Annotated in this window: 21 protein-coding genes; 13 read left to right on the forward strand and 8 right to left on the reverse strand. The window is 65.8% G+C overall.

Annotated elements, in window-relative coordinates; genetic code table 11:
* Nucleotides 1-31 precede the first annotated feature (31 nt).
* Nucleotides 32-475 carry a DUF2069 domain-containing protein gene (locus C6571_RS15250; protein WP_106447440.1) on the reverse strand — a complete coding sequence of 148 codons (444 nt, stop codon included), beginning with the start codon at nt 473-475 and terminating at the stop codon, nt 32-34.
* Nucleotides 476-496: 21 nt separating this feature from the next.
* On the opposite strand from C6571_RS15250, the gene C6571_RS15255 reads away from it, so the two are divergent.
* Nucleotides 497-1,783 (forward strand): YihY family inner membrane protein, encoded by a 1,287-nt coding sequence (locus C6571_RS15255; RefSeq protein ID WP_106447441.1) that lies wholly within the window; start codon nt 497-499, stop codon nt 1,781-1,783.
* Between the two features lie 46 nt (nt 1,784-1,829).
* Here the strand turns inward: C6571_RS15255 and C6571_RS15260 are convergent, their stop codons facing one another.
* The 4 genes from C6571_RS15260 to hpnD form a co-directional block, all read right to left on the reverse strand.
* Entirely contained in the window at nt 1,830-2,036 is a 207-nt protein-coding gene (locus tag C6571_RS15260) for a hypothetical protein (protein ID WP_106447442.1), read from the reverse strand.
* Nucleotides 2,037-3,518, reverse strand: coding sequence for an NAD(P)-binding domain-containing protein (locus C6571_RS15265; RefSeq protein WP_106447443.1), 1,482 nt, complete (start codon nt 3,516-3,518; stop codon nt 2,037-2,039). It abuts the gene before it with no gap.
* A gap of 381 nt (nt 3,519-3,899) precedes the next feature.
* On the reverse strand, nt 3,900-5,222 hold the full coding sequence (gene hpnE / locus C6571_RS15270; RefSeq protein ID WP_106447444.1) for a hydroxysqualene dehydroxylase HpnE: 1,323 nt from the start codon (nt 5,220-5,222) through the stop codon (nt 3,900-3,902).
* Nucleotides 5,223-5,256: 34 nt separating this feature from the next.
* Nucleotides 5,257-6,096: a presqualene diphosphate synthase HpnD gene (gene hpnD, locus C6571_RS15275; RefSeq protein ID WP_106447445.1), complete on the reverse strand. Its 840-nt coding sequence runs from the start codon at nt 6,094-6,096 to the stop codon at nt 5,257-5,259.
* 55 nt (nt 6,097-6,151) lie between these two features.
* Here hpnD and tsaD point away from each other — a divergent pair, with 55 nt between their 5' ends.
* The 7 genes from tsaD (at nt 6,152) to C6571_RS15310 (ending at nt 14,380) form a co-directional block, all read left to right on the forward strand.
* Nucleotides 6,152-7,201: a tRNA (adenosine(37)-N6)-threonylcarbamoyltransferase complex transferase subunit TsaD gene (gene tsaD, locus C6571_RS15280; RefSeq protein ID WP_106447446.1), complete on the forward strand. Its 1,050-nt coding sequence runs from the start codon at nt 6,152-6,154 to the stop codon at nt 7,199-7,201.
* A 265-nt stretch (nt 7,202-7,466) separates the two neighbouring features.
* Nucleotides 7,467-8,408, forward strand: a complete 942-nt coding sequence (locus tag C6571_RS15285) for an alpha/beta fold hydrolase (protein WP_170094755.1) — start codon at nt 7,467-7,469, stop codon at nt 8,406-8,408.
* 53 nt (nt 8,409-8,461) lie between these two features.
* Nucleotides 8,462-9,340, forward strand: a complete 879-nt coding sequence (locus C6571_RS15290) for a DUF6920 family protein (protein WP_106447448.1) — start codon at nt 8,462-8,464, stop codon at nt 9,338-9,340.
* A gap of 271 nt (nt 9,341-9,611) precedes the next feature.
* Nucleotides 9,612-11,054, forward strand: a complete 1,443-nt coding sequence (locus C6571_RS15295) for an efflux transporter outer membrane subunit (RefSeq protein ID WP_106447449.1) — start codon at nt 9,612-9,614, stop codon at nt 11,052-11,054.
* A gap of 56 nt (nt 11,055-11,110) precedes the next feature.
* Complete coding sequence (locus C6571_RS15300; protein ID WP_106447450.1) at nt 11,111-12,427, forward strand: efflux RND transporter periplasmic adaptor subunit; 1,317 nt, start codon at nt 11,111-11,113, stop codon at nt 12,425-12,427.
* The gene (locus C6571_RS15305; RefSeq protein WP_106447451.1) at nt 12,424-13,182 is read left to right on the forward strand and encodes an ABC transporter ATP-binding protein; all 759 of its coding nucleotides are present in this window, start codon (nt 12,424-12,426) and stop codon (nt 13,180-13,182) included. Before C6571_RS15300 ends, C6571_RS15305 begins: the two co-directional genes overlap by 4 nt.
* A complete protein-coding gene (locus tag C6571_RS15310) occupies nt 13,172-14,380 on the forward strand; it encodes an ABC transporter permease (RefSeq protein ID WP_106447452.1) in 1,209 nt (402 codons plus the stop codon). Before C6571_RS15305 ends, C6571_RS15310 begins: the two co-directional genes overlap by 11 nt.
* Nucleotides 14,381-14,877: 497 nt before the next feature.
* On the opposite strand, the gene C6571_RS15315 is transcribed toward C6571_RS15310, so the two are convergent.
* The 3 genes from C6571_RS15315 to C6571_RS15325 form a co-directional block, all read right to left on the reverse strand.
* Entirely contained in the window at nt 14,878-15,921 is a 1,044-nt protein-coding gene (locus C6571_RS15315; RefSeq protein WP_106445180.1) for an IS110 family RNA-guided transposase, read from the reverse strand.
* A gap of 683 nt (nt 15,922-16,604) precedes the next feature.
* Nucleotides 16,605-17,324, reverse strand: a complete 720-nt coding sequence (locus C6571_RS15320) for a hypothetical protein (RefSeq protein WP_106447453.1) — start codon at nt 17,322-17,324, stop codon at nt 16,605-16,607.
* A 158-nt stretch (nt 17,325-17,482) separates the two neighbouring features.
* A complete protein-coding gene (locus tag C6571_RS15325) occupies nt 17,483-18,712 on the reverse strand; it encodes a nucleoside recognition domain-containing protein (protein ID WP_106447454.1) in 1,230 nt (409 codons plus the stop codon).
* Between the two features lie 120 nt (nt 18,713-18,832).
* Between C6571_RS15325 and C6571_RS15330 the strand changes: the two genes are divergently transcribed.
* Genes C6571_RS15330 through C6571_RS15350 form a run of 5 tightly spaced genes read left to right on the forward strand, consistent with a single transcriptional unit; the run spans nt 18,833 to nt 22,441 of the window.
* The gene (locus C6571_RS15330; RefSeq protein ID WP_106447455.1) at nt 18,833-19,543 is read left to right on the forward strand and encodes a YebC/PmpR family DNA-binding transcriptional regulator; all 711 of its coding nucleotides are present in this window, start codon (nt 18,833-18,835) and stop codon (nt 19,541-19,543) included.
* Nucleotides 19,544-19,556: 13 nt separating this feature from the next.
* Nucleotides 19,557-19,841, forward strand: coding sequence for a DnaJ domain-containing protein (locus tag C6571_RS15335; RefSeq protein WP_106447456.1), 285 nt, complete (start codon nt 19,557-19,559; stop codon nt 19,839-19,841).
* Nucleotides 19,838-20,404: a hypothetical protein gene (locus tag C6571_RS15340; RefSeq protein ID WP_106447457.1), complete on the forward strand. Its 567-nt coding sequence runs from the start codon at nt 19,838-19,840 to the stop codon at nt 20,402-20,404. Before C6571_RS15335 ends, C6571_RS15340 begins: the two co-directional genes overlap by 4 nt.
* A 13-nt stretch (nt 20,405-20,417) precedes the next feature.
* Complete coding sequence (locus C6571_RS15345; protein ID WP_106447458.1) at nt 20,418-21,164, forward strand: hypothetical protein; 747 nt, start codon at nt 20,418-20,420, stop codon at nt 21,162-21,164.
* A complete protein-coding gene (locus C6571_RS15350) occupies nt 21,164-22,441 on the forward strand; it encodes a hypothetical protein (RefSeq protein ID WP_106447459.1) in 1,278 nt (425 codons plus the stop codon). Before C6571_RS15345 ends, C6571_RS15350 begins: the two co-directional genes overlap by 1 nt.
* Nucleotide 22,442: the final 1 nt, after the last annotated feature.

The raw sequence follows: 22,442 nt of genomic DNA on the forward strand, positions 1-22,442 counted from the left end.
ATAGGGAAATAGGGACCCGGATGCTCGGGGACTACAAGGTGGCGGGTGCGGCGGCGGCCAACGCCGGGACTTTGCGCAAACGCAGGCGGATGTGCGCGGTGCAGGCAGTGAACAGCACGACACAGAGCAGCACTTCGGCCCATGCCAGCCAGTTGCTCGGCGGCGGGTCGCTCCAGCCGCGCACCACGCCTTCGGTGAAATACAGCCAGACCATCAGGCTGACCCAGCGGTAGGTGTACATGCGGTTTTTCAAGAAGCCGGCCAGCGGCAGGCACAGCGGCAGGGCCTTGAGCGCCAGCCACGATCCTCCGGGCCGCAGCGGCGCCAGCCACAGTTCCCAGGCCAGGCACAGCGCAATCAGCGCCAGCAGGCTGACCACGGCTACGCTGCGAGCGCGCCGCACGGCAGTTGGGGCGGCGTTGGGCAGATAGTGCGGGAGGGAAGCAGAGAGATCGGGGCGGTCAGGAACGGGCATCGCAATGGCATCATACCGGCCATGGAGTCTTCTCATGACCGCCCGGCGCAGCGTGCGCAGGCGCTGCTGCACGATCTTTCGCGCTTCCCCTGGAAGGTTACGGCGCAGACGCTGCGCGAGCGATTTCGGGAAGACCGGTTGGGGCTCACCGCCAGCAGCCTGACCTTCACCACCATTTTGGCGCTGGTGCCCTTCTTTACGGTGGCGCTGGCGGTGTTCAGTGCGTTTCCGATGTTTAGCCGCGTGCAAGAGGTGTTGCAAGGCTGGCTGCTGCAAAGCCTGATTCCCAACTCGATCTCGCTTCCGGTGCTGGACTACCTGAACCAGTTTGCCGCCAAGGCCAGCCAGCTGGGTTTGGTGGGTTTCAGCGTGCTGATCGTCACCGCGCTGGCGCTGATGCTGACGGTGGATCGCACCTTCAACAACATCTGGCGCGTGCGCCGCCTGCGGCCGCTGGGGCAGCGGGTGCTGATTTATTGGGCCGCCCTGACTTTTGTGCCGCTGCTGCTGGGCCTGAGCCTGGCGGTCACGTCGTATGCGGTCTCGGCCTCGCGCGGACTGGTGGAGACGCTGCCCAACGGCGTCGAATTGCTCATCAATTCGCTGCAGTTCGCGGTGCTGGCGGGCGGCATGGCCAGTCTCTACCGCTCCATTCCCAACACGCCGGTGCGTTGGCGCCATGCCTGGGCGGGCGGTATTTTCGTCTCGGTGGGGATCGAACTGGCCAAGAAAGGCCTGGCGCTGTACCTGGCGCGCATGCCCACCTACTCGGCGGTGTACGGCACCTTTGCCACGCTGCCCATCCTGCTGATCTGGATTTACATCGCCTGGGTCATCGTTCTGCTGGGCGCAGTGGTGTCCGCCTACCTGCCCAGCCTGATGGCCGGGGTGGCGCGCCGCTCAGGGCACCAGGGCTGGACTTTCGAGCTGGCCATCGAGCTGCTGCAGCACCTGGAGCGGGCGCGCAGCGGGCACGGACGCGGGGTGCGGGCCACGGTGCTGGCGCGGCGCATGCGGGTGGACGCCTTGCAGCTGGCGCCGGCACTTGAAGCGCTGCTGGCGCTGGACTGGATCGCCCGCATCGAAGAGAACACCGAGCGCCGCCGCGACGAGCCCCGCCTGGTCTTGCTGGCTGATCCGGCCGCTACACCGCTGGCGCCGCTGGTGCAGCGCCTGCTGCTCCAGCGCGGCCCGCATGTGGAAGCCCTGTGGCAGGGCGCACAGCTGGATCGCTTGCGGCTGGCCGATGTGCTGGACGGCTCGGTGAACGCAGCGCCTTTGGTCGGCGCCGCCGCAAAAATAGGATGAAAATTGGCCTCTAGCGCTTATCCATAAAGCGCTTTCAGCTATTTATTTAATAGTGACGTGGCGCGGTCGCACGCAAGGCGTGCGGCTTCTCCATGGCAAAACTGGCCTCCAGGGTGCGGGCGCTCGCCCGGCTGCCGCAGGCCTGACTGATCGGCGTGTGCCGAAGCAAGCTGGTTCGGTTCAGGCCCTGCGCATCGGCGCTGCGGCCGTGCGCGCCGTGGCGGGTGGTGTTTCGTTGTCTTGTCTGCACCATTCAAGCGGCCTTTCGTTGCTGGTGCGCCGGCTTGTGCGGCGCCTTGTGCAACGCCACATTGAGCGGCTGATGCAATGGCCTGTGCTGAGACAGCCCAGGTGCAGTCGCCTTGTCTGGCGCGGCGGAGGGCTGCGCCGGGCCATCGGCAAGAAACGCGTCCAGCGAATCGTCGATGGCCTCCATCCAGGGCGTGTGGTGTGGCGGGGCCACCGTGCCGGTGAGCGTGGAGCGGTAGCTCTTGTTGCGGTAGCCCAGGATGTCGGCCTGCTTGTCGCGCTTCCACTCCTTGAACAACTGGCCCATGCCCTCGATGTCGAACTCGGGGTAGTCGGTGGGGCCGACCAGGTCGCGGATGTATGCGGCCTGAAAGTCGATGTGCTGGCAGGGCGTTCTGGCAGCTTCTTCGCGTTGCACCCACGCGGCGGCGTCGGCTGCCATGGCCTGGGCGTCCGGCAAGGCGATGCGCCCGAGGATCACGTCGCGTGCATACCAGGCCTGCGCGTCGAACATGTTGAAGGTGTAGTACTGGTCTTGCATGCCCAGGTAAATCAGCTTCGGGTTGGCGATCCAGAACACGCCCTTGTACAGATTTTCCGGGTACAGGCGGTTGCGGGTGCGCAGCGTCAGATCGTCGGGCAAGAACGGAAAGTGGTGCTGGTAGCCGGTGCACAGGATGATGGCGTCCACCTCCCGCTGGCTGCCGTCTGCGAAATGCGCGGTGCGATCGTCCAGGCGCGTCAGCAGCGGCACCTCCTGGAATGCCTCAGGCCACGCGTACCCCATGGGGGCGCTGCGGTAGCTGAAGGTGACCGAACTGGCGCCGTACTTGTGGCACTGCGTGCCGATGTCTTCGGCCGAATAGCTGCTGCCCACCAGCAGCAGGTCCTTGCCGGCAAATTCGCAGGCGTCGCGGAAGTCATGGGCATGCAGTACCCGGCCTGGAAAATGCTCCAGACCCTCGAAGTACGGCGTGTTGGGTGTGGAAAAGTGGCCGGTTGCCACGACGACATAGTCAAATTCTTCTGTCGACAGCGCATCGGCTTTCACGTCGCGAACCGTCACCGAGAACTTTTCCGTGGCTTCGTCGTACGACACCCACTGCACGGCCGTGTTGAAGCGGATGCAGTGGCGCAAGTCGCTTTTCTCGACGCGGCCCATGATGTAGTCGCGCAGTACGGCGCGCGGCGGGTACGACGCAATGGGCTTGCCAAAGTGCTCTTCAAAGCTGTAGTCGGCAAACTCCAGGCATTCCTTGGGACCGTTGGACCACAGGTAGCGGTACATGCTGCCGTGCACGGGCTCGCCGTGGGCGTCCAGGCCGGTGCGCCAGGTGTAGTTCCACATGCCGCCCAGATCGCTCTGCTTTTCGTAGCAAACAATTTCCGGCAGCTCAGCGCCCGTCTGGGCTGCGGCTTCGAAGGCGCGCAGCTGCGCCAGGCCGCTGGGTCCGGCGCCGAGGATGGCAATGCGTTGTTTTTTCATAGGGGGAGACTCCTTCATATGGGTGGGCGGCCGCGAATCGGGGCCGCCAGATGGGGTCCGCAGGCCGGCGCGGGGCCATGGGCGCCAAGCGGGGCCGCCAGGACGGCGAAGGCAGCGCAAGGCTGCCGGGCCGCTCAAAGCAGCGGCCATGCGGCCATCGGGGGCCAGGGCAAAAGACGGGGGGTCAGCCTGGCGCCGGCAGGGCGCCAGCGCTTCTCATCAGGGACCGAGGCGACGGCAGCGCAGCATTGCGTGCCTTTGCCGGAACAAAAGACGGCAACAAGATACTGATTAGTATCTATTTGCCATTTAAACGAGTCTATTGTAACACAAAATGTACGTAATGAAGGGGAGCGACGTGCGTTACTGGCTTGCGGAGCCTCAATCGCTGCCCTGATCGCACGCGGCTGTGCCTGCCAGGGTGCCGCTGCGCACCGCACCTTCCAGCGTGGCCGGGTAGGGGCCTGCCACATAGTCGCCGCAGGCCCAGAGGCCGGGGACGACACGGGTGGCGGGTCGCTCCAGCGCCGGGGTGCAGGCAAAGGTGGCACGTTTTTCCACCACGGTCTGCACCAATCGCAGGTCTGCCAGTTCAAGCTCGCCCTGGGCCTGGGCCAGAACCTGCTGTTCGAGCAGTTCGCGCTCGCCCTGGCTGGTGCTCACGACAAAGGCCAGCAGGCCGGCCGGTCCACCGAGCTGGCCGCGGTCGAACACAAACTGCGCAGGGCGGTCCGGGCCACTGCGCAGTGCCAGCATGGGGACCGGAAAGACGTGGCCATCGGCCCCTGCGCTTGTCTGGGCGTACACCGTGGTGATGGCTTCAAAGCGCAGAGCGTGCGCGCAGGCCGCCCAATCGCACAGCGGCACCGTCAGGTCAATGGGCGCGTTCTGCGCGCAGCGGGAGACGAGGCGCGCCGCCTCGGTGCTGGCGGTGGCCAGAACCACGCCGTCGAAGAGCATGCCGTTGACGTGCCAGCCAGCGCCAGCCAATGGTGCCGCCAGATCATGAATGCGCGTGCCGGTGCGGACGATGGCGCCGCGCGTGCGCAACCAGCGCGCGGCGGCCTCGGGGAAAAGGGCGCCCAGTTCGGCGCGTGGCAGCAGCAGATTGGAGCCGCCGGGGCCGCTGAAGAGGCTGTCCTTCAGCACGCGCAGAAACACCTGGCCACTCGCTTCGTGCGCGCGCGTATTGAGCGCGGCCACGCAGAGCGGGTCAATGAACTCCGTCACCAGCCGCGGCGGCAGCCCCTGGCAGAGATCGTTTACGGATGCCTCGGCGGCGCAGACGAAGCGCTTGCGTTGCCAGGTGCTGGCGGTGCGCAACAGTGCAAGGCGTTCACGCCAGCTCCAGCTGCGCGCGCGCAGGATGCCAAACAAGGCATCCCAGGGCGGTGGCAGGTCGGGCCACTGCAGGCCGCTGCCATCGGCAAACCGCAGTGTGAGCGGCAGGCGCAGCAGCGCTTCCTCCACGTCGACACCGCATTCGTGCATCAGCCGCAGCGATTCGGAGTAGGCGCCGATCAAGATGTGCTGGCCGTTGTCCAGCAGCAGCGCCGACCCGTCGGCCTGGCTGCAAGGCACGGTGCGTGCGCGACCGCCCACGGTGCGCGCGGCTTCGAACACGGTCACGTTGTGTCCGCGCTGGACCGTTGCCATGGCTGCCGCCATACCGGCCCAGCCGGCACCGACGATGGCCAGCCTCATGCGCGGGCCGCCGTGCAAATTTCGAGAAGCATCCTCACATCCGGCCCAGCGCCTGCATCTTCCACGCCAGCCAGAACTTGCGCAGCGGCGTGAGCGCCACGCGCTGGTGCAGCACCTGGAAGTTGTCGCGTTCGATCTCGCGCAGCAGCGTGCGGTAGATGCTGGCCATCATCAGGCCGGGTTTTTGGGCGCGCCGGTCTTCGGCAGGCAGCAGGGCCAAGGCTTCGTCGTAGAGGCCGTGTGCACGCTCGGATTGGAAGCGCATCAGTGCGACAAAGCGGTCCGAATGCTTGCGCTCGAGAATTTCATTGGCTTTCACGTCGAACTGCTGCAACTCGTTCACCGGCAGGTAGATGCGCCCGCGCATTGCGTCCTCGCCGACGTCGCGCAAGATGTTGGTCAGCTGCAGCGCCTGCCCCAGCTTGTGCGCGTAGTCGGTGGTGGCGCTCTGTGTCTGGCCAAAAATGCGCGCTGCCACTTCGCCCACCACGCCGGCCACCAGGTGGCAATAGCGCTGCAGGTTGGGGTAGTCGAGGTAGCGGGTCTGGCTGAGGTCCATTTCGCAGCCATCGATCACCGACCGAAGCGGGGCTTCGGGAATGCCAAAAGCCTGGACGTGCGGGATCAGCGCCTTCGTCACCGGATGCGATGCTTCGCCCGCAAACGCTTTGGACAACTCACTGCGCCACCAGGCAAGCTTGGTGTGGGCGACGCCGGGGTCGGTCACTTCGTCGACAACGTCGTCTATTTCACGGCAAAACGCATAAAAAGCGGTAATCGCCTGTCGCCGCTGTTCGGGCATGAACAAAAAGGCGTAGTAGAAACTGCTGCCCGAAGCTGCGGCTTTTTCTTGGACGTACTGCTGCGGATTCATAAGCGCGCAATTGTCCCACGCGGCAAGGAGCCTAAACTCGCGCGCAAGGAAACCCATGAACCCCCATTCCCTTCTTGTTCTTGGTATCGAGTCGTCCTGCGATGAAACCGGTGTCGCGCTGGTTCGCACGGAGAGCGGCGAGGCCGTGCCCCGCTTGCTGGCGCACGCACTGCACAGCCAGATTGAAATGCACCAGGCCTATGGCGGCGTGGTTCCCGAGCTTGCCAGCCGCGACCACATTCGCCGCGTGCTGCCGCTGACCGAATCGGTGCTGCGCGAGAGTGGCTGCACCTTGCCCCAAGTGGACGTGGTGGCCTTCACGCGCGGCCCCGGCCTGGCGGGCGCCTTGCTGGTGGGCGCCGGCGTGGCCTGCGCACTGGGCGCTGCGCTGGAGGTGCCGGTGCTGGGCGTGCACCACCTGGAAGGGCATTTGCTCTCGCCTTTTCTCAGCGCAGACCCGCCCGAGTTCCCATTTGTCGCTTTGCTGGTCTCCGGTGGTCACACGCAGTTGATGCGCGTCGATGGCGTGGGGCAGTACGTGCTGCTGGGCGAAACCATTGACGACGCCGCCGGCGAAGCCTTTGACAAATCGGCCAAGCTGATGGGCCTGGGCTACCCCGGCGGGCCGGCGCTCTCGCGCCTGGCAGAGCAGGGCGATCCGAAGGCGTTCAAGCTGCCGCGCCCGTTGCTGCACAGCGGGAATCTCGATTTTTCGTTTGCCGGTCTGAAGACGGCCGTGATGACGCAGGCCAAAAAACTGGGCGACGACCTGCCCGCGCGCAAGGCCGATCTGGCCGCCAGCACCGAGGCGGCGATCGTCGAGGTGCTGGTGAAAAAGTCGCTGGCAGCGTTGGTGCAAACGGGTCTGCAGCGCCTTGTGGTGGCCGGCGGTGTCGGCGCCAATCGGCATTTGCGAGAGCAACTCAATGCCGCCTGCGCCGCGCGCGGCGTGCGCGTGCACTACCCCGAACTGCATTTGTGCACCGACAACGGCGCCATGATTGCCCTGGCCGCCGCCATGCGCCTGCAGTCGGGCGTGGCCGAAGCGACGCGCAGCTATGCGTTCGACGTGAAGCCGCGCTGGTCGCTCGACGCCATCGCCTGAACCGACTGGCAGCGTGCGCAAGCCAAGCGCTTGAGACGACCACCGAAGCGCTGGCGCTGCACTTGCCGCAGCCGCTTGACAAAAATCAACGGGTCTTGGCGCTTCCATCGGAAAAATCGGCTTGTGATGGGCGCAGTCTGTACTGCGCGCGACCTGGTCGCACCGGCGGGCAATCGGTTTGGGGAGCAAAAATGAACCCTGTGACACGCGCAATCGATGGGCGGATACGTCGGCCATGAGGAGGCACGTTGTCCTTGGCGTGTGTGTGAGCCTCTTGCTCGGCTCCCTCGCAGTCGCTTGGCGCTTTCATGAGGACATCGAGCGCGCCAGCGCGCGGGCGTCTGCGGGCGGCCGGGTGCTGGCAACGCGCTGTGGTCCGATCGAGGTCGAAGAAGCGGGCGAAGGCCTCCCGCTGCTGATCGTGCATGGCAGTGGCGGCGGGCACGACCAGGGCATGGCCTGGGCGCGGCCATTGACACGCGAGGCGGTGCACGTGATCGCGATGTCGCGCTTTGGCTACCTGGGTACGCCGCAGCGCGCCGATGCTTCGCCCGAGGCGCAGGCCGACGCCCATGTCTGCCTTCTGGATGCGCTGGGCATCGCCCAAGCCGCCGTGATGGGTGTCTCGGCCGGAGCCCCCTCGGCCACGCAGATGGCGATCCGGCATCCAGAGCGGGTGAGCGCGCTGGTGCTGGTGGTGCCGATCGCCTACAAACCGGGTCAGCTTGCAAGCACCGTGCCCCCGGTGTCCGACGAAAAAGATGCCTTGCTGCTGCGCCTGCTGGGTTCGGACTTCCTGTTCTGGGCCGCTCTGCACCTGGCGCCGAACCAGGTGCTGCGCCATGTGCTGGCCACGCCGCCCGAGCAGGTGGCTGCGGCGAGCGAAGCAGAGCGCGCCCGCGTGGCCGATCTGGCCGAGCGCATTCTGCCGGTGTCCGCCCGCGCCGCCGGGCTGCGCGAAGACACACGGCTGGGCAAGCGCCTCGGGCCCTACGCGCTCGCGTCCATCCAGGCCCCGACGCTCGTCGTCAGCGCGCGGGACGATGGTTTTGGTACCTGCGCAGCAGCACAGTACACGGCCAGCCAGATCGCGGGCGCGAAGTTTCTCGGCTTCGACGAAGGGGGCCATCTGCTCGTCGGGCACGATGCCAGCGTGCGCGCGGCCGTCCTGGCATTGCTGAGGTCCGGCGCAGCAGGGGCCCGCTGAATGAAGGATGCACAGCCGAAGTTGGCGCGCCAGGAAGAAGAGCGAGGAAACCGATGGGATTCTTGAAGATCGCCGTGGCCATTTTGGCAATAGCCGGCCTGGCCCTTGCCGTACTCACCGTCTGGGGTTACTGGAGGTGGCAAGGCCTGACGCAGGGCTTGGTCGAGCAGCTTGACGCCGCCCGACTGGAGCCGCGACCAGCACTTTTCGACACCCGCGAGCTGGACGGCTTGCCGCCCGTGGTGCAGCGCTATTTCCGGGCCGTGCTGCCCGAAGGCGCGCCCATCATCGCCGCCGCAGAGATCGAGCACAGCGGCAGGTTCAACATGGGCGAGACCGCTGACGCATGGAAGCCGTTCAGCTCCCGTCAGCGCGTGGTGATGCACAGGCCGGGCTTTGTGTGGGACGGTGCTATCCGCATGCTGCCCGGCCTCAGCGTGCGGGTGCACGACGCCTATGTGGCCGGCGAGGGCGTGCTGCACCCGGCCCTTCTGGGCCTGTTCACGCTGGCAAGCCTGCGCGGCACGGGAACGCTGGCACAAGGTGAGCTGATGCGTTTCTACGCCGAAGCCGTTTGTTACCCCACGGCCTTGCTGCCCAGCCAGGGCGTGCGCTGGACGCCGGTGAGCGAAAGCTCGGCACTGGCGACGGTGGACGATGGTGGCGTGGCCGTGTCCCTGACCTTCACCTTTGGTGCCGACGGGCTGATCGAGTCGGTGCGCGCCGAGGCCAGAGGCCGCACCGTGGGCGGGCAGATCGTGATGCGGCCCTGGGAAGGGCGCTGGTTTGACTACCGGGTGCAGGCTGGCATGCGCGTGCCGATGGCCGGCGAGGTGGCGTGGCTGCTGCCGCCCGAAGAGGGCGGGCGCAAGCCGTACTGGCGGGGAAGCACCACGCTGCTGCGCTACGAATTCGCGCCGAAGTGGCCTTAACTTTTCAGTATTTTGTGGCTCTAGCGCATGTGTATATTGCCATAGTAGCTATAAATTGAATAGCGGACGTCTTTTGACCCTGCGGCATATCCCATGCTTTACCTGGCGTTCATGCGTTGGCAGTGAGGGCGAAGCAGGCGCACCGCACAATGGGCCTGCAACAAAGCCTCGTTGGTCCGTTTTTGTTCCGCTTTCGCCTTCGTTCGCCATTGCCAGATCCTTTTGTCCCTGCTTGCTGCCCATTGCACGTTTTCCGCTTTCGCCCCTTCCGATGAACCTTCGCAATCCTTTTGACGTCCGCAGGACGCGCGCCCTGCTCGCCTGGGCTGCTTCTGCCCTGCTGTTGACGGCCTGCGCATTGCCCGTGGTGCAGTCGAGCGCGCCGCCGGCGCTGGCCGTTCCGGACCATTGGTCGTCCACCGGCGGACAAGCGCAGGCGCCAGTAGTCTTGCCCGAGGCGCCGGGCCCCTGGTGGCAGCAGTTTGGCGATGCCCAGCTGTCTGAACTGATCACGCAGGTGCTGGCGGCGCACACCAGCGTGCGCGCGGCGCGTGAAGCCCTGGTGCAGGCGCGCGCCCAGGTGGAGGTGCAGGCGGCGTCGCTGTCTCCGCAATTGGGCGCTTCGGCCCAGGCGCAGCGGGCGCGGGCGGCCAACGGCACCGGGAACAATTTTCGGGCGGGCCTGGATGCGGGATGGGAGCTGGATCTGTTTGGCCGTGGGCGCGCTGCGGTGGACGCAGCGCAGGCCGACGCCGAGGCCACGGCCGCTGCACTGGGGAGCGCCCAGGTGTCGCTGGCAGCGGAAGTGGCGGCCAACTACATTGCGCTGCGCGGCCTGCAGGCGCGCCTGGCCATTGGGCGCAGCAACCTCGCCAGCCAGCAGGAAACCCTGCAAATCAGTAATTGGCGCCTGCAGGCCGGGCTGACCACCTCGCTCGTCACCGAGCAGGCGCGCGCTGCAGTGGAGCAAACTGCCGCACAAATTCCCGCGCTTGAGACGAGCCTGGCCCAGACGCGCCATGCCCTCGCCGTGCTGATTGGCCAGCCGCCCGCAGCACTGGACGTGGCGCTGGCGCCAGTGGCCGCCGTGCCGCAGGCCCCGCCTGAGCTGGCCCTGAGCATTCCTGCGCAAACCTTGCGCCAGCGCCCCGATGTGCGTGCGGCCGAGGCACGCATCCGCGCGGCGTTGGCGCGCGTGTCGCAGGCCGACGCGGCCCGCTACCCCAGCCTGCGCATCAGCGGCAATCTGGGCCTCAGTGCGGCGACGCTGGGGGCGCTGACGAATGGCGCCAGTGTCGCCAGTGCGCTGCTGGCCGGCATCTCCGTGCCATTGTTCGATGGCGGCGCCGCGCGGGCCCAGGTCCGGGTGCAGGCGTCTGCGTTGGAGCAGGCCCGCATCGGCTATGAGGCCACAGTGCTGGATGCGCTGCGGGAGGTGGAGGATGCGCTCGTTGCCCTGCAGGGCGACCGCGAGCGCCTGGCACGCCTGCAGGCCGCCGCCAGTGCCGCCGCCAATGCCGACCTGTTGGCGCGCCAGCGCTACGAGAGCGGCCTGATTGATTTCCCCACCGTGCTCGACACTCAGCGCACCGTGCTCGCGGCCCAGGACGGCGTTGCCAGCGCGCAAACCAGCCTCGCCACCGACCATGTGCGCCTCTACAAGGCGCTGGGCGGCGGTTGGGTCCCCGACACCGATGGCGCTGCCAAGCTTTGAGGCCGCCCCTATCGCCGCTCCATGCAGCCCGCACAGATCCAAAAAATTCCAAGCCCATGAACACAGCCACTTCGCCGACCGCCGCGCCCGCCAATTTGCAAACCCTTCTGGGCGAAGACAAGCCGCCGCGCTGGTGGCAGCGCGCTTCCTTGTGGATTGGGCTGGTCGCGCTGCTGCTGGCAGCGGGCGGTCTGGTTTACTGGCAAGAGCAAAAGGGGGCCAAAGCCGCGCCCGCCTATGTCACTACGCCGCTGGCCAAGGGCAACATCACCTTGACGGTGTCGGCCAACGGCACGCTGCAGCCGACCCGCTCGGTGAACATCGGCAGCGAGCTCTCGGGCACCATCAAGCGCGTGCTGGTGGATGTGAACGACCGCGTCAAGGCCGGCCAGGTGCTGGTGGAACTCGATGCCTCCAAATTCCGTGACCAGGTCACGCGCTCGCGGGCCGCACTGGCTGCGGCGCAGGCTGCGCAAGCGCAGAGCGCGGCCACCACCCAAGAGACGCGGGCCGCCCTGGCGCGTTTTGAGGAGGTGGCAAAGCTCTCGGGCGGCAAGGTGCCGTCTGCCAGCGAACTCGACAGCGCGCGCGCTGCCCTGGACCGCGCCGTGGCCGCAGAAGACAGCGCCCGGGCCAATGTGGCGGTGGCGCGTGCCACGCTGTCCACCGACGAAACCAATCTGTCCAAAGCCTCGATCCGCTCGCCCATCGACGGCGTGGTGCTCAGCCGTTCGGTGGAGCCGGGCAATGCCGTGGCCGCATCTTTGCAGGCCGTGACCTTGTTCTCGGTGGCCGAGAACCTGGCGCAACTCGAACTCAATGCCAGCGTGGATGAGGCCGATGTGGGCGCAGTCGCCGTGGGCCAGAGCGCCAGCTTCACGGTCAGCGCTTATCCGACGCGGCGCTTTCCGGCCACCATCCAGCGCGTGGCTTTTGGCGCCACCACGACCAACAACGTCGTGACCTACGTGACCACGCTGAAGGTGGACAACGCAGACCTCACCCTGCGCCCCGGCATGACGGCGGTGGCCACCATCGTGGCGACCGAGCGCAAGGACGTGCTGCTGGTGCCCAACACCGCGCTGCGCTTCTCGCCCATGGGCGGCGCGCCGGCCACGGGCGGCAGTGCGCAGAGCGGCGGCATTTTGTCGAAGATGATGCCGCGCCCCCCCAGAGGCGGCAGCAGGGTGACGCGCGCCGACAACCGGCCGCCGGGGGCGCGCCAGATCTGGGTGTTGCAAGAGGGCCAGCCAGTCACCTTGTCGGTCACCAGCGGCATCAGCGACGGGCGCCTGACCGAGGTGAGCGGCGAAGGCTTGGAACCGGGCCTGCTGGTCATCACCGACCAGCGCAGCAGCGGGGCCGGCGCGTGAAACCCTCCGATACGCCGCTGATCCGCTTGCGCGGCATCACCAAGGTCTATGGTGAGGGCGCGACCGCGTTCCAGGCGCTCAAGGGCGTGGACCTGGACATTGAGCGCGGTGATTTTGTCGCCATCATGGGCCCGAGCGGCTCGGGCAAATCCACCGCCATGAACACGCTGGGGTGCCTGGACACCCCGACCATGGGCACCTACGAGTTTCAAGGCGTGCAGGTGCAGTCGCTCAGCCGCGACGAGCGCGCCCGGCTGCGCCGGCGCTATCTGGGCTTTGTTTTCCAGGGCTTCAACCTGCTGGCGCGCACCTCGGCGCTGGAAAACGTCGAGCTGCCCCTGATCTACCGCGGCGAGCCCAAAGCCAAGCGCCATGCCATGGCGGCCCGCGCGCTCGAAGCCGTGGGGCTCAAGGGCTGGGAGCACCACACGCCGGGCGAGCTCTCGGGCGGGCAGCAGCAGCGCGTGGCGATTGCGCGTGCCATCGTGACCGAACCCGCCGTGCTGCTGGCCGATGAGCCCACCGGCAACCTGGACACGGCGCGCAGCCGGGAAATCATGGAGTTTCTCTGGCACCTCAACGCCGACCTCGGCATCACCGTGATCATGGTGACGCACGAGCACGACATGGCGGCCTACGCGCGGCGCATCGTGCGCTTTGTCGATGGTGTGGTGGAGAGCGATTTGCCCAACCCACAGCCGTTCGCCCTGCGCGCCGCAGCGCCCGCACCCACGGAGCTTGCCGATGTGGCTTAACACCCTGCTGCTGGCGCTGCGCTCGATTCGGCGCAACCTCCTGCGCTCCTTCCTGACGGTGCTCGGCATCGTGATTGGCGTGAGCGCGGTCATCACCATGGTCACTGTGGGCAATGGCGCCACCCTGGCGGTGCAAAGCCAGATTTCCGGCCTGGGCACCAACCTGCTGCAGGTGCGGCCCGGCCAGCGCATGGGCCCGGGCAGCGGCGGGGCCAGCGCACCGGCGTTCAAGGACACCGACGCCGAGGCGATCGCCAGCCAGATTGGCGGCGTGGCGGCTGCCGCGCCCGAATCGCGCTCCAGCGGAACCCTGGTGGCCAATGGCCGCAACTGGACCAGCCTGATCACCGGCAGCACCAACGACTGGCTCACCATCGGCAACTGGACGCTGGCCAGCGGCCGGGTGTTCACCGAAGCCGAGTTGCGCGCCGGCGCCGCCGTGTGCCTGATCGGCACGACCGTGCAACGTGAACTCTTTGGCGCGAGCCCCGCCTTGGGCGAGCAGCTGCGCGTCAAACAGATCAGCTGCGAAGTGGTGGGCGTGCTGGCATCGAAAGGTCAGGGCGCCTTTGGCAACGACCAGGACGACACGGTGTTCATGCCCATCAAGACGCTGCAGCGCCGCATCACCGGCAACACGCAGGTCAACACCCTGCTGGTGTCCATGGCCGACGGCAGCGACGCCGAGCGGGTGAAGAAGAGCCTGACGCAGTTGCTGCGCGAGCGCCGCAAGCTGGCCGACAGCGACGAAGACAATTTCAACGTGCTCGACACCAAGCAGCTGGCCGACACGCTCTCGGGCACCACCCGCATCATGACCACGCTGCTGGGCGCGGTGGCCGCCGTGAGCCTGCTGGTGGGCGGCATCGGCATCATGAACATCATGCTGGTGAGCGTCACCGAGCGCACCCGCGAGATCGGCCTGCGCCTGGCCATTGGCGCACTGGAGCGCGAGGTGCTGATGCAGTTCCTGATCGAGGCCGTGGTGCTGGCGGCGCTGGGGGGGCTGATCGGCATCGTGCTCGCCGCGCTGGCCTCGGTTTTGCTCTCAGGAATCATGGGGATTCCCTTTCTCTTCAGCCCGGCAGTGAACCTTGCCTCGTTCTTTTTCTCAGCCGTGATTGGTGTGCTGTTTGGCTACTTTCCGGCGCGCCGCGCGGCGCGCATGGACCCGATCGATGCGCTGCGGCATGAGTGAGATCGGGCCAGTGGGGATTGGGGACGAAGCCGCCTTTCAGGCCATCGCTGCGCTCGGCCACGGCGTTGGTAGCGTGAGCAGCGCAACTTGGCTCCGGCTGCGGCTCTAGCAGCGCACGCGGCGCAGGCATTGGGGTCGGATTCAGGGCAGCGCAGGTATTGGGGTCGGATCACGATTTCGCGCAGCGAAACTCGTGCTCCGACCCCTACATGGACGCCCCCGGTTTGCCAAGCCGCGCCTGAGCATGATGTTGTTTTCAAAGGTATCAGGACTGCTGCCATACATCCGGACTTTGTTGGGTCACTTTCAACCCTGTCCCTGATGGAATTCGCTCACCAGCTCCCTATCAATTTCGCGTGCTCGTTGCCGGCACGTCGGGGTCATCGGGTTTTGCTGATGCCGGTCCAACCTGTGCTTGCCATCATCTCGCCTTGAGCGTTGCCTGTGCAATCAATGGGTGCGCTGCCCGTTTCAATCGTGTTCGTCCTCGTTCGCTTTCATACTGCGGCCAACATTCTGGCCTCGGGCCGGTATTCGCTGGCTTTGACCAGCATGGCCCAAAGGATGCGTGCATTGCGATTGGCCAGTGCAACTGCAGCCACATTGGCGTTGCGCCGGCTCAGCAGCCGATCGAGCCACGCATCGGTGCTTTTGCCTGCGGCGCGCCGCCGCTCATTGGCCTGAATCAGCGAGCGCGCTCCATGGATGAGCAAGGTGCGCACATAACCATCGCCGCGTTTGCTGATGCCCAGCAGTTTGTCCTTGCCCCCACTGGAGTGCTGGCGCGGCACCAACCCCAGCCAGGCGGCCAGTTGCTTGCCATTGGCAAACAGCGTGGCATCGCCCACGGTGGCCACGATGGCGCTGCTGGTGATGGGGCCGATGCCCGGCACTTGCTGCAGCCGTCGCTCGGCGCTGTCTGCCTGCACCGATGAGGCGATGAGCTGCTCCAGTTGAGCGACCTGCGCATCGAGCTGCTTGAGCTGCTGGTGCAGATGTCCGATCAGGGTGCGCATGGGCGAAGGCAGCGCCATGCGCTCATCAGCGGCAACGGCGCCAGCTTGGACGAGCACCACGCGCAGGCCCTGGGCCATCACGATGCCGAACTCACTGAGCAAGCCGCGAATCTGGTTGGCCAGCGCCGTGCGCATCTTCACAAAGCCCTGGCGTGCGCGGTGCACGGCCAGCACCGCTTGCTGTTCGCAGCTCTTGACAGCCACAAAGCGCATGCTGGGGCGGCTGACAGCTTCGCAGATGGCTTGCGCGTCTGCGCGGTCGTTCTTGTTGGATTTGACGTAGGGCTTGACGAACTGCGGTGACATCAGGCGCACATCGTGCCCCTGGCTTTGCAGCTTGCGCGCCCAGAAATGCGCGCCTGAGCAGGCCTCCATGCCAATCAGGCACGGCGGCAAACCGACAAAAAACTCGGCCATCTGCGCGCGGCGCAGGGGCTTGCTGAAGACGATCCGACCGGTGTGATCGACACCGTGCACGTGAAAGATGTTCTTGGCCAGATCGATGCCAACGGTGGTAACTTGCATGGTGGACGCTCCTGTCTGTTGAACAAGTGGTTGATCGAGCCTCCACTTTGGCACTTCAAGGCCGATCAGGTGGGGGCGTCCATTCCATTAATCCCGGACCGGAGTGGCGCAACGCCAAATCAACTCAGCGGGCGGCGTGTTCGCCTTCCCGGCGGCGTGCCTCTGCCAAGGCCGTCTGCCGGGATGTGCGCCCGGCGGCGCAGTAACTTTCTCTTGCGTCGCCAAGAGAAAGTCACCAAAGAGAAGGCGACCCCGCTGTCCGTGACCCCTTCGGGGCAACCTGCGGTGCTCGCTTCACGCGGGGTCCGCGCAAACTCGCTGCACTGCGTTTCGCTCAAACAGCGCGCGGCCCTGATCCGCCTGAAGCTGTGCTCCTCGGCACGGCCAGAGGGGAAGGGGGGACAAACACCCCTTCGGGCCATCGCTGCGCTCGGCCCAAGGCGTCGGCACGAGCGCGGCGCTGGCAGTGTGGCCGGGTTCAGAGCAGCGCAGGCATTGGGGTCGGATCACGATGCAGCGCAGCGAAACTCGTGCTCAAACCCCAATCCCGGAACGGTGGGCGCAGCGCGGGTTCTTCGCTAAGTCATGCTTGCGGCAGCGCATCACCTTCCAAATGACGAGCGGCTGCTGCCGGCCGGAAACCCGACGGTGGCTCCTGGCAGAGCCGGTGACACAACGCAGCGTCAGGCTGCGTTTGCATTCATGAATGCCGCAGTGTTCTCGTACTTTTGGTGCACTCGTGGGTCGAGAGCCTCAAAGGGACCGAAGTACTGAGCGAAACCTTGATAGACCTGCTTAGCAGTTACTGGTAGCGGGGCGGCGATGCTATTCCTGAGGATTACCGGCCAATTGACTGCATAGCCAGGCCGTGCACTTCCTTCGAAAGGAATATCGGTGGGGGAAACGATATCTGAGGCGCCAGACTGGAGATGCGCTTCCATCGCACGGCGATAGACTTCCTGAGACGTAACGATGCCGATCCATTGAGCGGATTCGCCAAGGTGGTAAGCCTCGATAAGCGCCGGTCCGGCATACATTGATTCATCAAGATTGAAGAAGAAGGTGCCAACGGCAATGCCGATACGAACAGGGACGCAAAGGTGGAGTGCCCTGCTCAGCAGCTGTGTTGTCATGACCAAAATGGTTCGTAGGTCGTTGAGTGCCGCACCAAGAGTGAACAAGACAATGGTGTCCGAGAACGTGACTGCGTGGACGTGCTGTGGGGTTGCGACTGTCTCCGCCGTATCCAGGAAAGTGAGCGAGGTGGCGTGCGCGTCTTTGCGTGCCTCTACAAGTCGGCCCAGAAGACTCCATGCGAGTTCTGGGTCCTTTGCGACGAGCGCAGACATTCCGAGCACGTCTATGTGGACGACAAAGCGCTGGTGCTCAACGATGGTAGGCATTGCGGACAAACATCTAAGCTGAAGCAGCGATTCTCGTCGCTGGTGTATCGCAGACGATCTTGCGGGAAATCGAGCGGATAGATCGACGCAAAGCACTCAAAATTCATAGCTGCCAGCGATTATTTCACAAGCGCTAGACGCCAATTTGACCAAACTTTTCACCCAAAAAACCAATAACAAACCCCAATCGCCGCCAACACCCCCGCCAGCTCCGCCAGCAGCGCACAAGGCACCGCGTGCCGCACCCGCTGGATCCCCACCGCCCCAAAGTACACCGCCAGCACATAGAACGTGGTTTCCGTACTGCCCTGCACCGTGGCGGCAACCAGGGCGGGGAAGCTGTCTACGCCCTTGGCTTGCATCGTCTCGATCAGCATGGCGCGGGCGGCGCTGCCTGAGAAGGGTTTGACCAGCGCGGTTGGCAGGGCATCGACAAAGCGCGTGTCCCAGCCGGCGCCTTCGACCAGCCAGCGGATGCCGTCGAGCGCGTAGCCCAGTGCACCGGAGGCGCGCAGCACGCCGATGGCGCAGAGCATGGCGACCAGGTAGGGCAGCAGCCCTTTGGCCACCTCGAAGCCGTCGCGTGCGCCTTCGACGAAGGCCTCGTACACGGGCACACGCCTCCAGGCGCCCAGCAACACGAACAACAGCACCAGGCCAAACAGCGTCAGATTTCCGGTGAGGGACGACAGGCTCGCCAGCGCCGCAGCGCTTAGCGTGGAGAGGAAGGCGACCAGCGCGGCAATGCCCAGCGCCAGCGGCAGCAGGTAGGCCAACACCACCGGGCGCCAGAGCGGCAAGCGCTGCACGAAGGCGACGGTCAAGAGCCCCACCAGGGTCGAGGCCGAGGTGGCGAGCAGGATGGGGACGAACACCAGCGTGGGGTCGCTCGCGCCTTGCTGCAGGCGGTACATGAAGATGGAAACCGGCAGCAGCGTGAGCGACGAGGCGTTCAGGACCAGGAACAGGATTTGCGCGTTGGTGGCGGTCTTGGGCTCGGGGTTCAGGCTTTGCAGCGAATGCATGGCTTTCAGGCCGATGGGCGTGGCCGCGTTGTCCAGGCCGAGCGCGTTGGCGGCAAAGTTCAGCGTCATCAGGCCCAGCGCCGGGTGGCCGCGCGGCACGCCGGGCATCAGTTGTGCAAACAGCGGCGCCAGCCAGCGTGCCAGGGTTTCGACCAGGCCGGCGCGCTCGGCAATGCGCAAAAAACCGAGCCAGAGGGTGAGGGTGCCAAAAAGCAGCAGCATCACCTCGACCGAGAGCTTGGCCATGGCAAACAAGGCTTCGACCATGGCAGCAAACACCTGGGCGTTGCCGCCGGCGAGCCACTGCACCAGGGCGGCGATGGCGGACGTAACGAAAAAACCCAGCCAGAGGGTGTTGAGCATGGGGGAACCGAAGCGGAAAAGCCGCCATTGTGCGTGCGGCGGCAGTGGTAACCTTGCCCTCATTCGCCCGGACTTTCCCTCAGCCGTTGGGGGCCATCCGGACGCAGTCAAGGAACTCGCATGGGCGCGCAATGGAAAGCAAAGGGCAAGGCGCAAGCCGCTGACGCCCGTGGAAAGCTGTTTGGCAAACTGGCCAAGGAAATCATGGTCGCCGCGCGCGGCGGCGCCGACCCTGCGGGCAACTCCAAGCTGCGGCTGGTGCTGGAGCAGGCGCGCAAGGTCTCGATGCCCAAGGACACGCTGGAGCGCGCCATCAAAAAGGGCGCCGGCATCGGTGGCGACGCCGCCAGTTTCGAGCATGTGGTGTACGAGGGCTTTGCCCCGCACCAGGTGGCTGTGATGGTCGAGTGCCTGACCGACAACGTCAAACGCACGGCGCCCGAAATGCGCGTGCTGTTTCGCAAGGGGCAGTTGGGAACATCCGGCTCCGTGGCCTGGGATTTTGACCACGTCGGCATGATCGAGGCCGAGCCTGCGACGGCTGGGGCCGATGCCGAGATGGCCGCGATTGAAGCCGGCGCGCAAGACCTAGAGCCGGGCGAAGAAGAGGGCCAAACCCTGTTCTGGACCGAGCCCACCGACCTCGACGTGGTCAGCCGCGCATTGCCCGAGCATGGCTTTTCGGTGCTTTCCGTCAAGCTCGGCTACCGCCCCAAGAACCCGGTGAACCCGGCCAACCTAAGCGCCGAGGCGCTGGAGGAAGTCGAAGCCTTCCTCGCCGCCATCGACGCCAACGACGACGTGCAGAACGTGTACGCCGCACTCGGTTGAACCCGACCATTGAATGAGCGAAGACCACTACAGCGCCCTGGGCCTGCCGGCCACGGCCACTTTGGCCGACATCAAGAAGGCGTTTCGGCAGAAGGCGTCCTTCTATCACCCTGACCGCAATGCGGCGAGCGACGCTGCAGCGCGCTTTGGTGCTGTGCAACAAGCCTACGATGTGCTGTCCGACCCCGAGCGGCGCCAACAGTACGACGACAACCGCCGCCGCAACCTGCTCGACGATCCGCTGGAAACTGCCAGCGAGATCTGGCAGGCTTACGTGAAACGAATGGAGTTGCCATGAAGCTCTCGCGCTATTTTTCTGACCTGCGCTCGGCCTATGAGGCCGAGCTGGACGACCTGACCTCGGATTCCGAAGGCAAGGATGTGCTCAAGAAACGCCTGGCAGCCAAGCGCAGCGAAATCGGTTTTCTGGTGCAGATGCTGAGCTACAGCCCCGAGATGGTGGCGGTGGTCTTTCACCGCGCCTTTCGCTTTGCCAAGCCGGCCACCATGCAGCGCCTGCTGACGCTGCAGCCCGAGGCGCTGCCCGCGTGGCCCGAACTGGCCGGGTCTGTGGCACTGGAATCCTGGGCCGAGCCGGTGGCGCGCAAGGTGCTGGCCGAACCCGGTGGCCCGGCCTTCATGACCGTGGCCGCCTGCCTGGAATTCCTGCATGCGCACGGTTTTGCCTCGGCCGACGCACTACCGAAGGACGCCGACGAGGACCAAGGCAGCAGCCGCGATCGCGACGATGACGACGCTGGCCTGAGCACCGACGACGCGCACGACCCGACGGACGAGCGCTCGCTCGACGAGGCCGGCGCCGACTGGCTGGCCGAGCAGGGATTTGAGCGCAAAGACTGAGAACGAAGAACGTATGAACCACCTGGCACTCATAGAAAAAACCACCAGCCTGATCGCCGCAGGCGACATCGTCGGCGCCGAAGGTGCGCTGGCCGAGCTGGCCGATGAAGAGGGCGACCGCGCCCTGATGGTCGTGCTCGACCAGCTCGCGCCCAAGGACGTGCTGGCCGTCATGCGCGAGTACGACAGCTCCAAGGCCTCCGTCGTGAACATGCTGGTCACACCCGAGCAGTTCGCCCGTGCCATGGTGCTGGAGAAGCAGTACAAGGACCTCACGCACCAGCATCTGCGCAACATGGTCAACGCCGTGGTGTTTCGCGACGGCGCCGACCCGCTCGAATTTTTGACCGCCATTGGCGATCTGGAGGGCGGCGCCGAGGCCCTGGCCAATTACTTCACCGAAAAGTGGAGCCGTGTCGAATCCTTTGCCCGCACTGGCAGCTTTGAAGCCACCGAAGACTACGGCCTGATGCTGAGCGACGACGAGCTGCTGGCCTCGGGCTATGTGCGGCCCCGCGTCGAACTCGACGAAATCGCTGATCAGGACTGGATGCAAATGGCCTGGCTGCTGCGCTACGAATGCCGCGACCTGTTCATTGAGATGCTCCTGGTGCTGCGCGCCAAGGCCCGTGCACACGACGCGGGTGAAGGGGACGATGCGCTGGAAGAGGAGAGCGACGGCAAGTTTGAGACCAGCGACACCGATCGCGGCAAGGCCACGCCGGCAGCACGCGCCTCCGACGAAGAGTCCGCCATCTGATGCCCGGCAGCAGCAAGGCGGGCGCGCCGGCGCAGGCACTGGCGCTGGCGCTGGCGCTGCACGATGCGCGGCCGCTTTTTGAAAAGGCGCTGGTCTATGGCGTGCAGCACGGCATTGTGGGCGCCGAGCGCCTGGCGGCCATGCACACCGAGGCGCCTAAGGGCATGGTGCAGATCGCGCGCTATTTCGGCAGCGAATTCCTGCGCCCCGAGCTCGAGCGCGCACGCGAGCGCATGGTCAATTTCATCAGCCTGCACCTGGAAGACGCGACCGGCGGCGACCTGGCGCAGTCAGCGCGCCTGCTGGCGGACCATTCGCTGCTGTCGCGCTCCAAGGCCGGCACCGATTTGCTGCGCCAGTTGATTGCCCTGCCCGAAAGCAGCCACTTTGGCATGCAGGGCCAGGACGAAGCGCAAGTTTCGCTGCTGGCGCTGTGGTCGCTGCGCAGCTATGCACAGTACCGCGAAGAACTGGAGCGGCGCAGCCGCATTGGCGAGGCCGTGCAGACGGCGCTGTGGCTGGCCGAGCGCTATGCGCTGGACGACGACGTTCTGGAAGAGGGCGACGCCGAAGGCGTGATTCGCACGGCGCTGGTGCTGCAGGCCCTGGGCTACCGCAGCACCGAATGGCCCAGCGTCGCCGCATTCCGCAAATTGCTTACGGCGCGCCGTACCACCGGCAAGGCGCTTGCCGACGTGTCGGCCCTGCCATCGCCCAAAGGGCTGCCGCCCGCGTTGCATGCGGTGGTCGACGCGCAAAAACCTGTGGTGTTGGCCGACCTGGGCAAGCTGCTCGACCCAAAGCGCCCCCTGGGCACGCTGCTGCGCACCATGAGCGCGCTGCGCAATCGGTATTTCTTGATCGAAGATCCGCTGGGCGAGGTGGACGAATTCCTGCGCGCCGCCGAGTCCCTGAGCGAGGACGAGGCGCCGCCCGCTGCGGCCAGCAAAACCTGGCAACGCGCCACGCAGGGCGAGAACGATGAAGCCGCGCTGCTCACGCTGTTCCTCTGCCTGGCTGTCGGCGTACCGAAAAAAACCCTGCTGCCCGAAAAGGCCGCCAAGGCCTTGGTGCGAAAGCTCCGCACCAAGGGCTGGGAGCCCGCGTTGGCCGAAACCTTTGTCGCGGAACACGCACCCGAAGTGCACCGCACCGACTACCTGGCCCTGTGGCGCAGCTTTGTCGGCGAGGCGAGTGGCACGCTGCAGGATGACCACGATTACGGTTTGGGCGATGCGCTCGCGCTGCTGCGGCGCGAGTGCCACGTGGGGGAATGAT

This window comes from Simplicispira suum (assembly GCF_003008595.1).
GTDB classification, from domain to species: domain Bacteria; phylum Pseudomonadota; class Gammaproteobacteria; order Burkholderiales; family Burkholderiaceae_C; genus Simplicispira; species Simplicispira suum.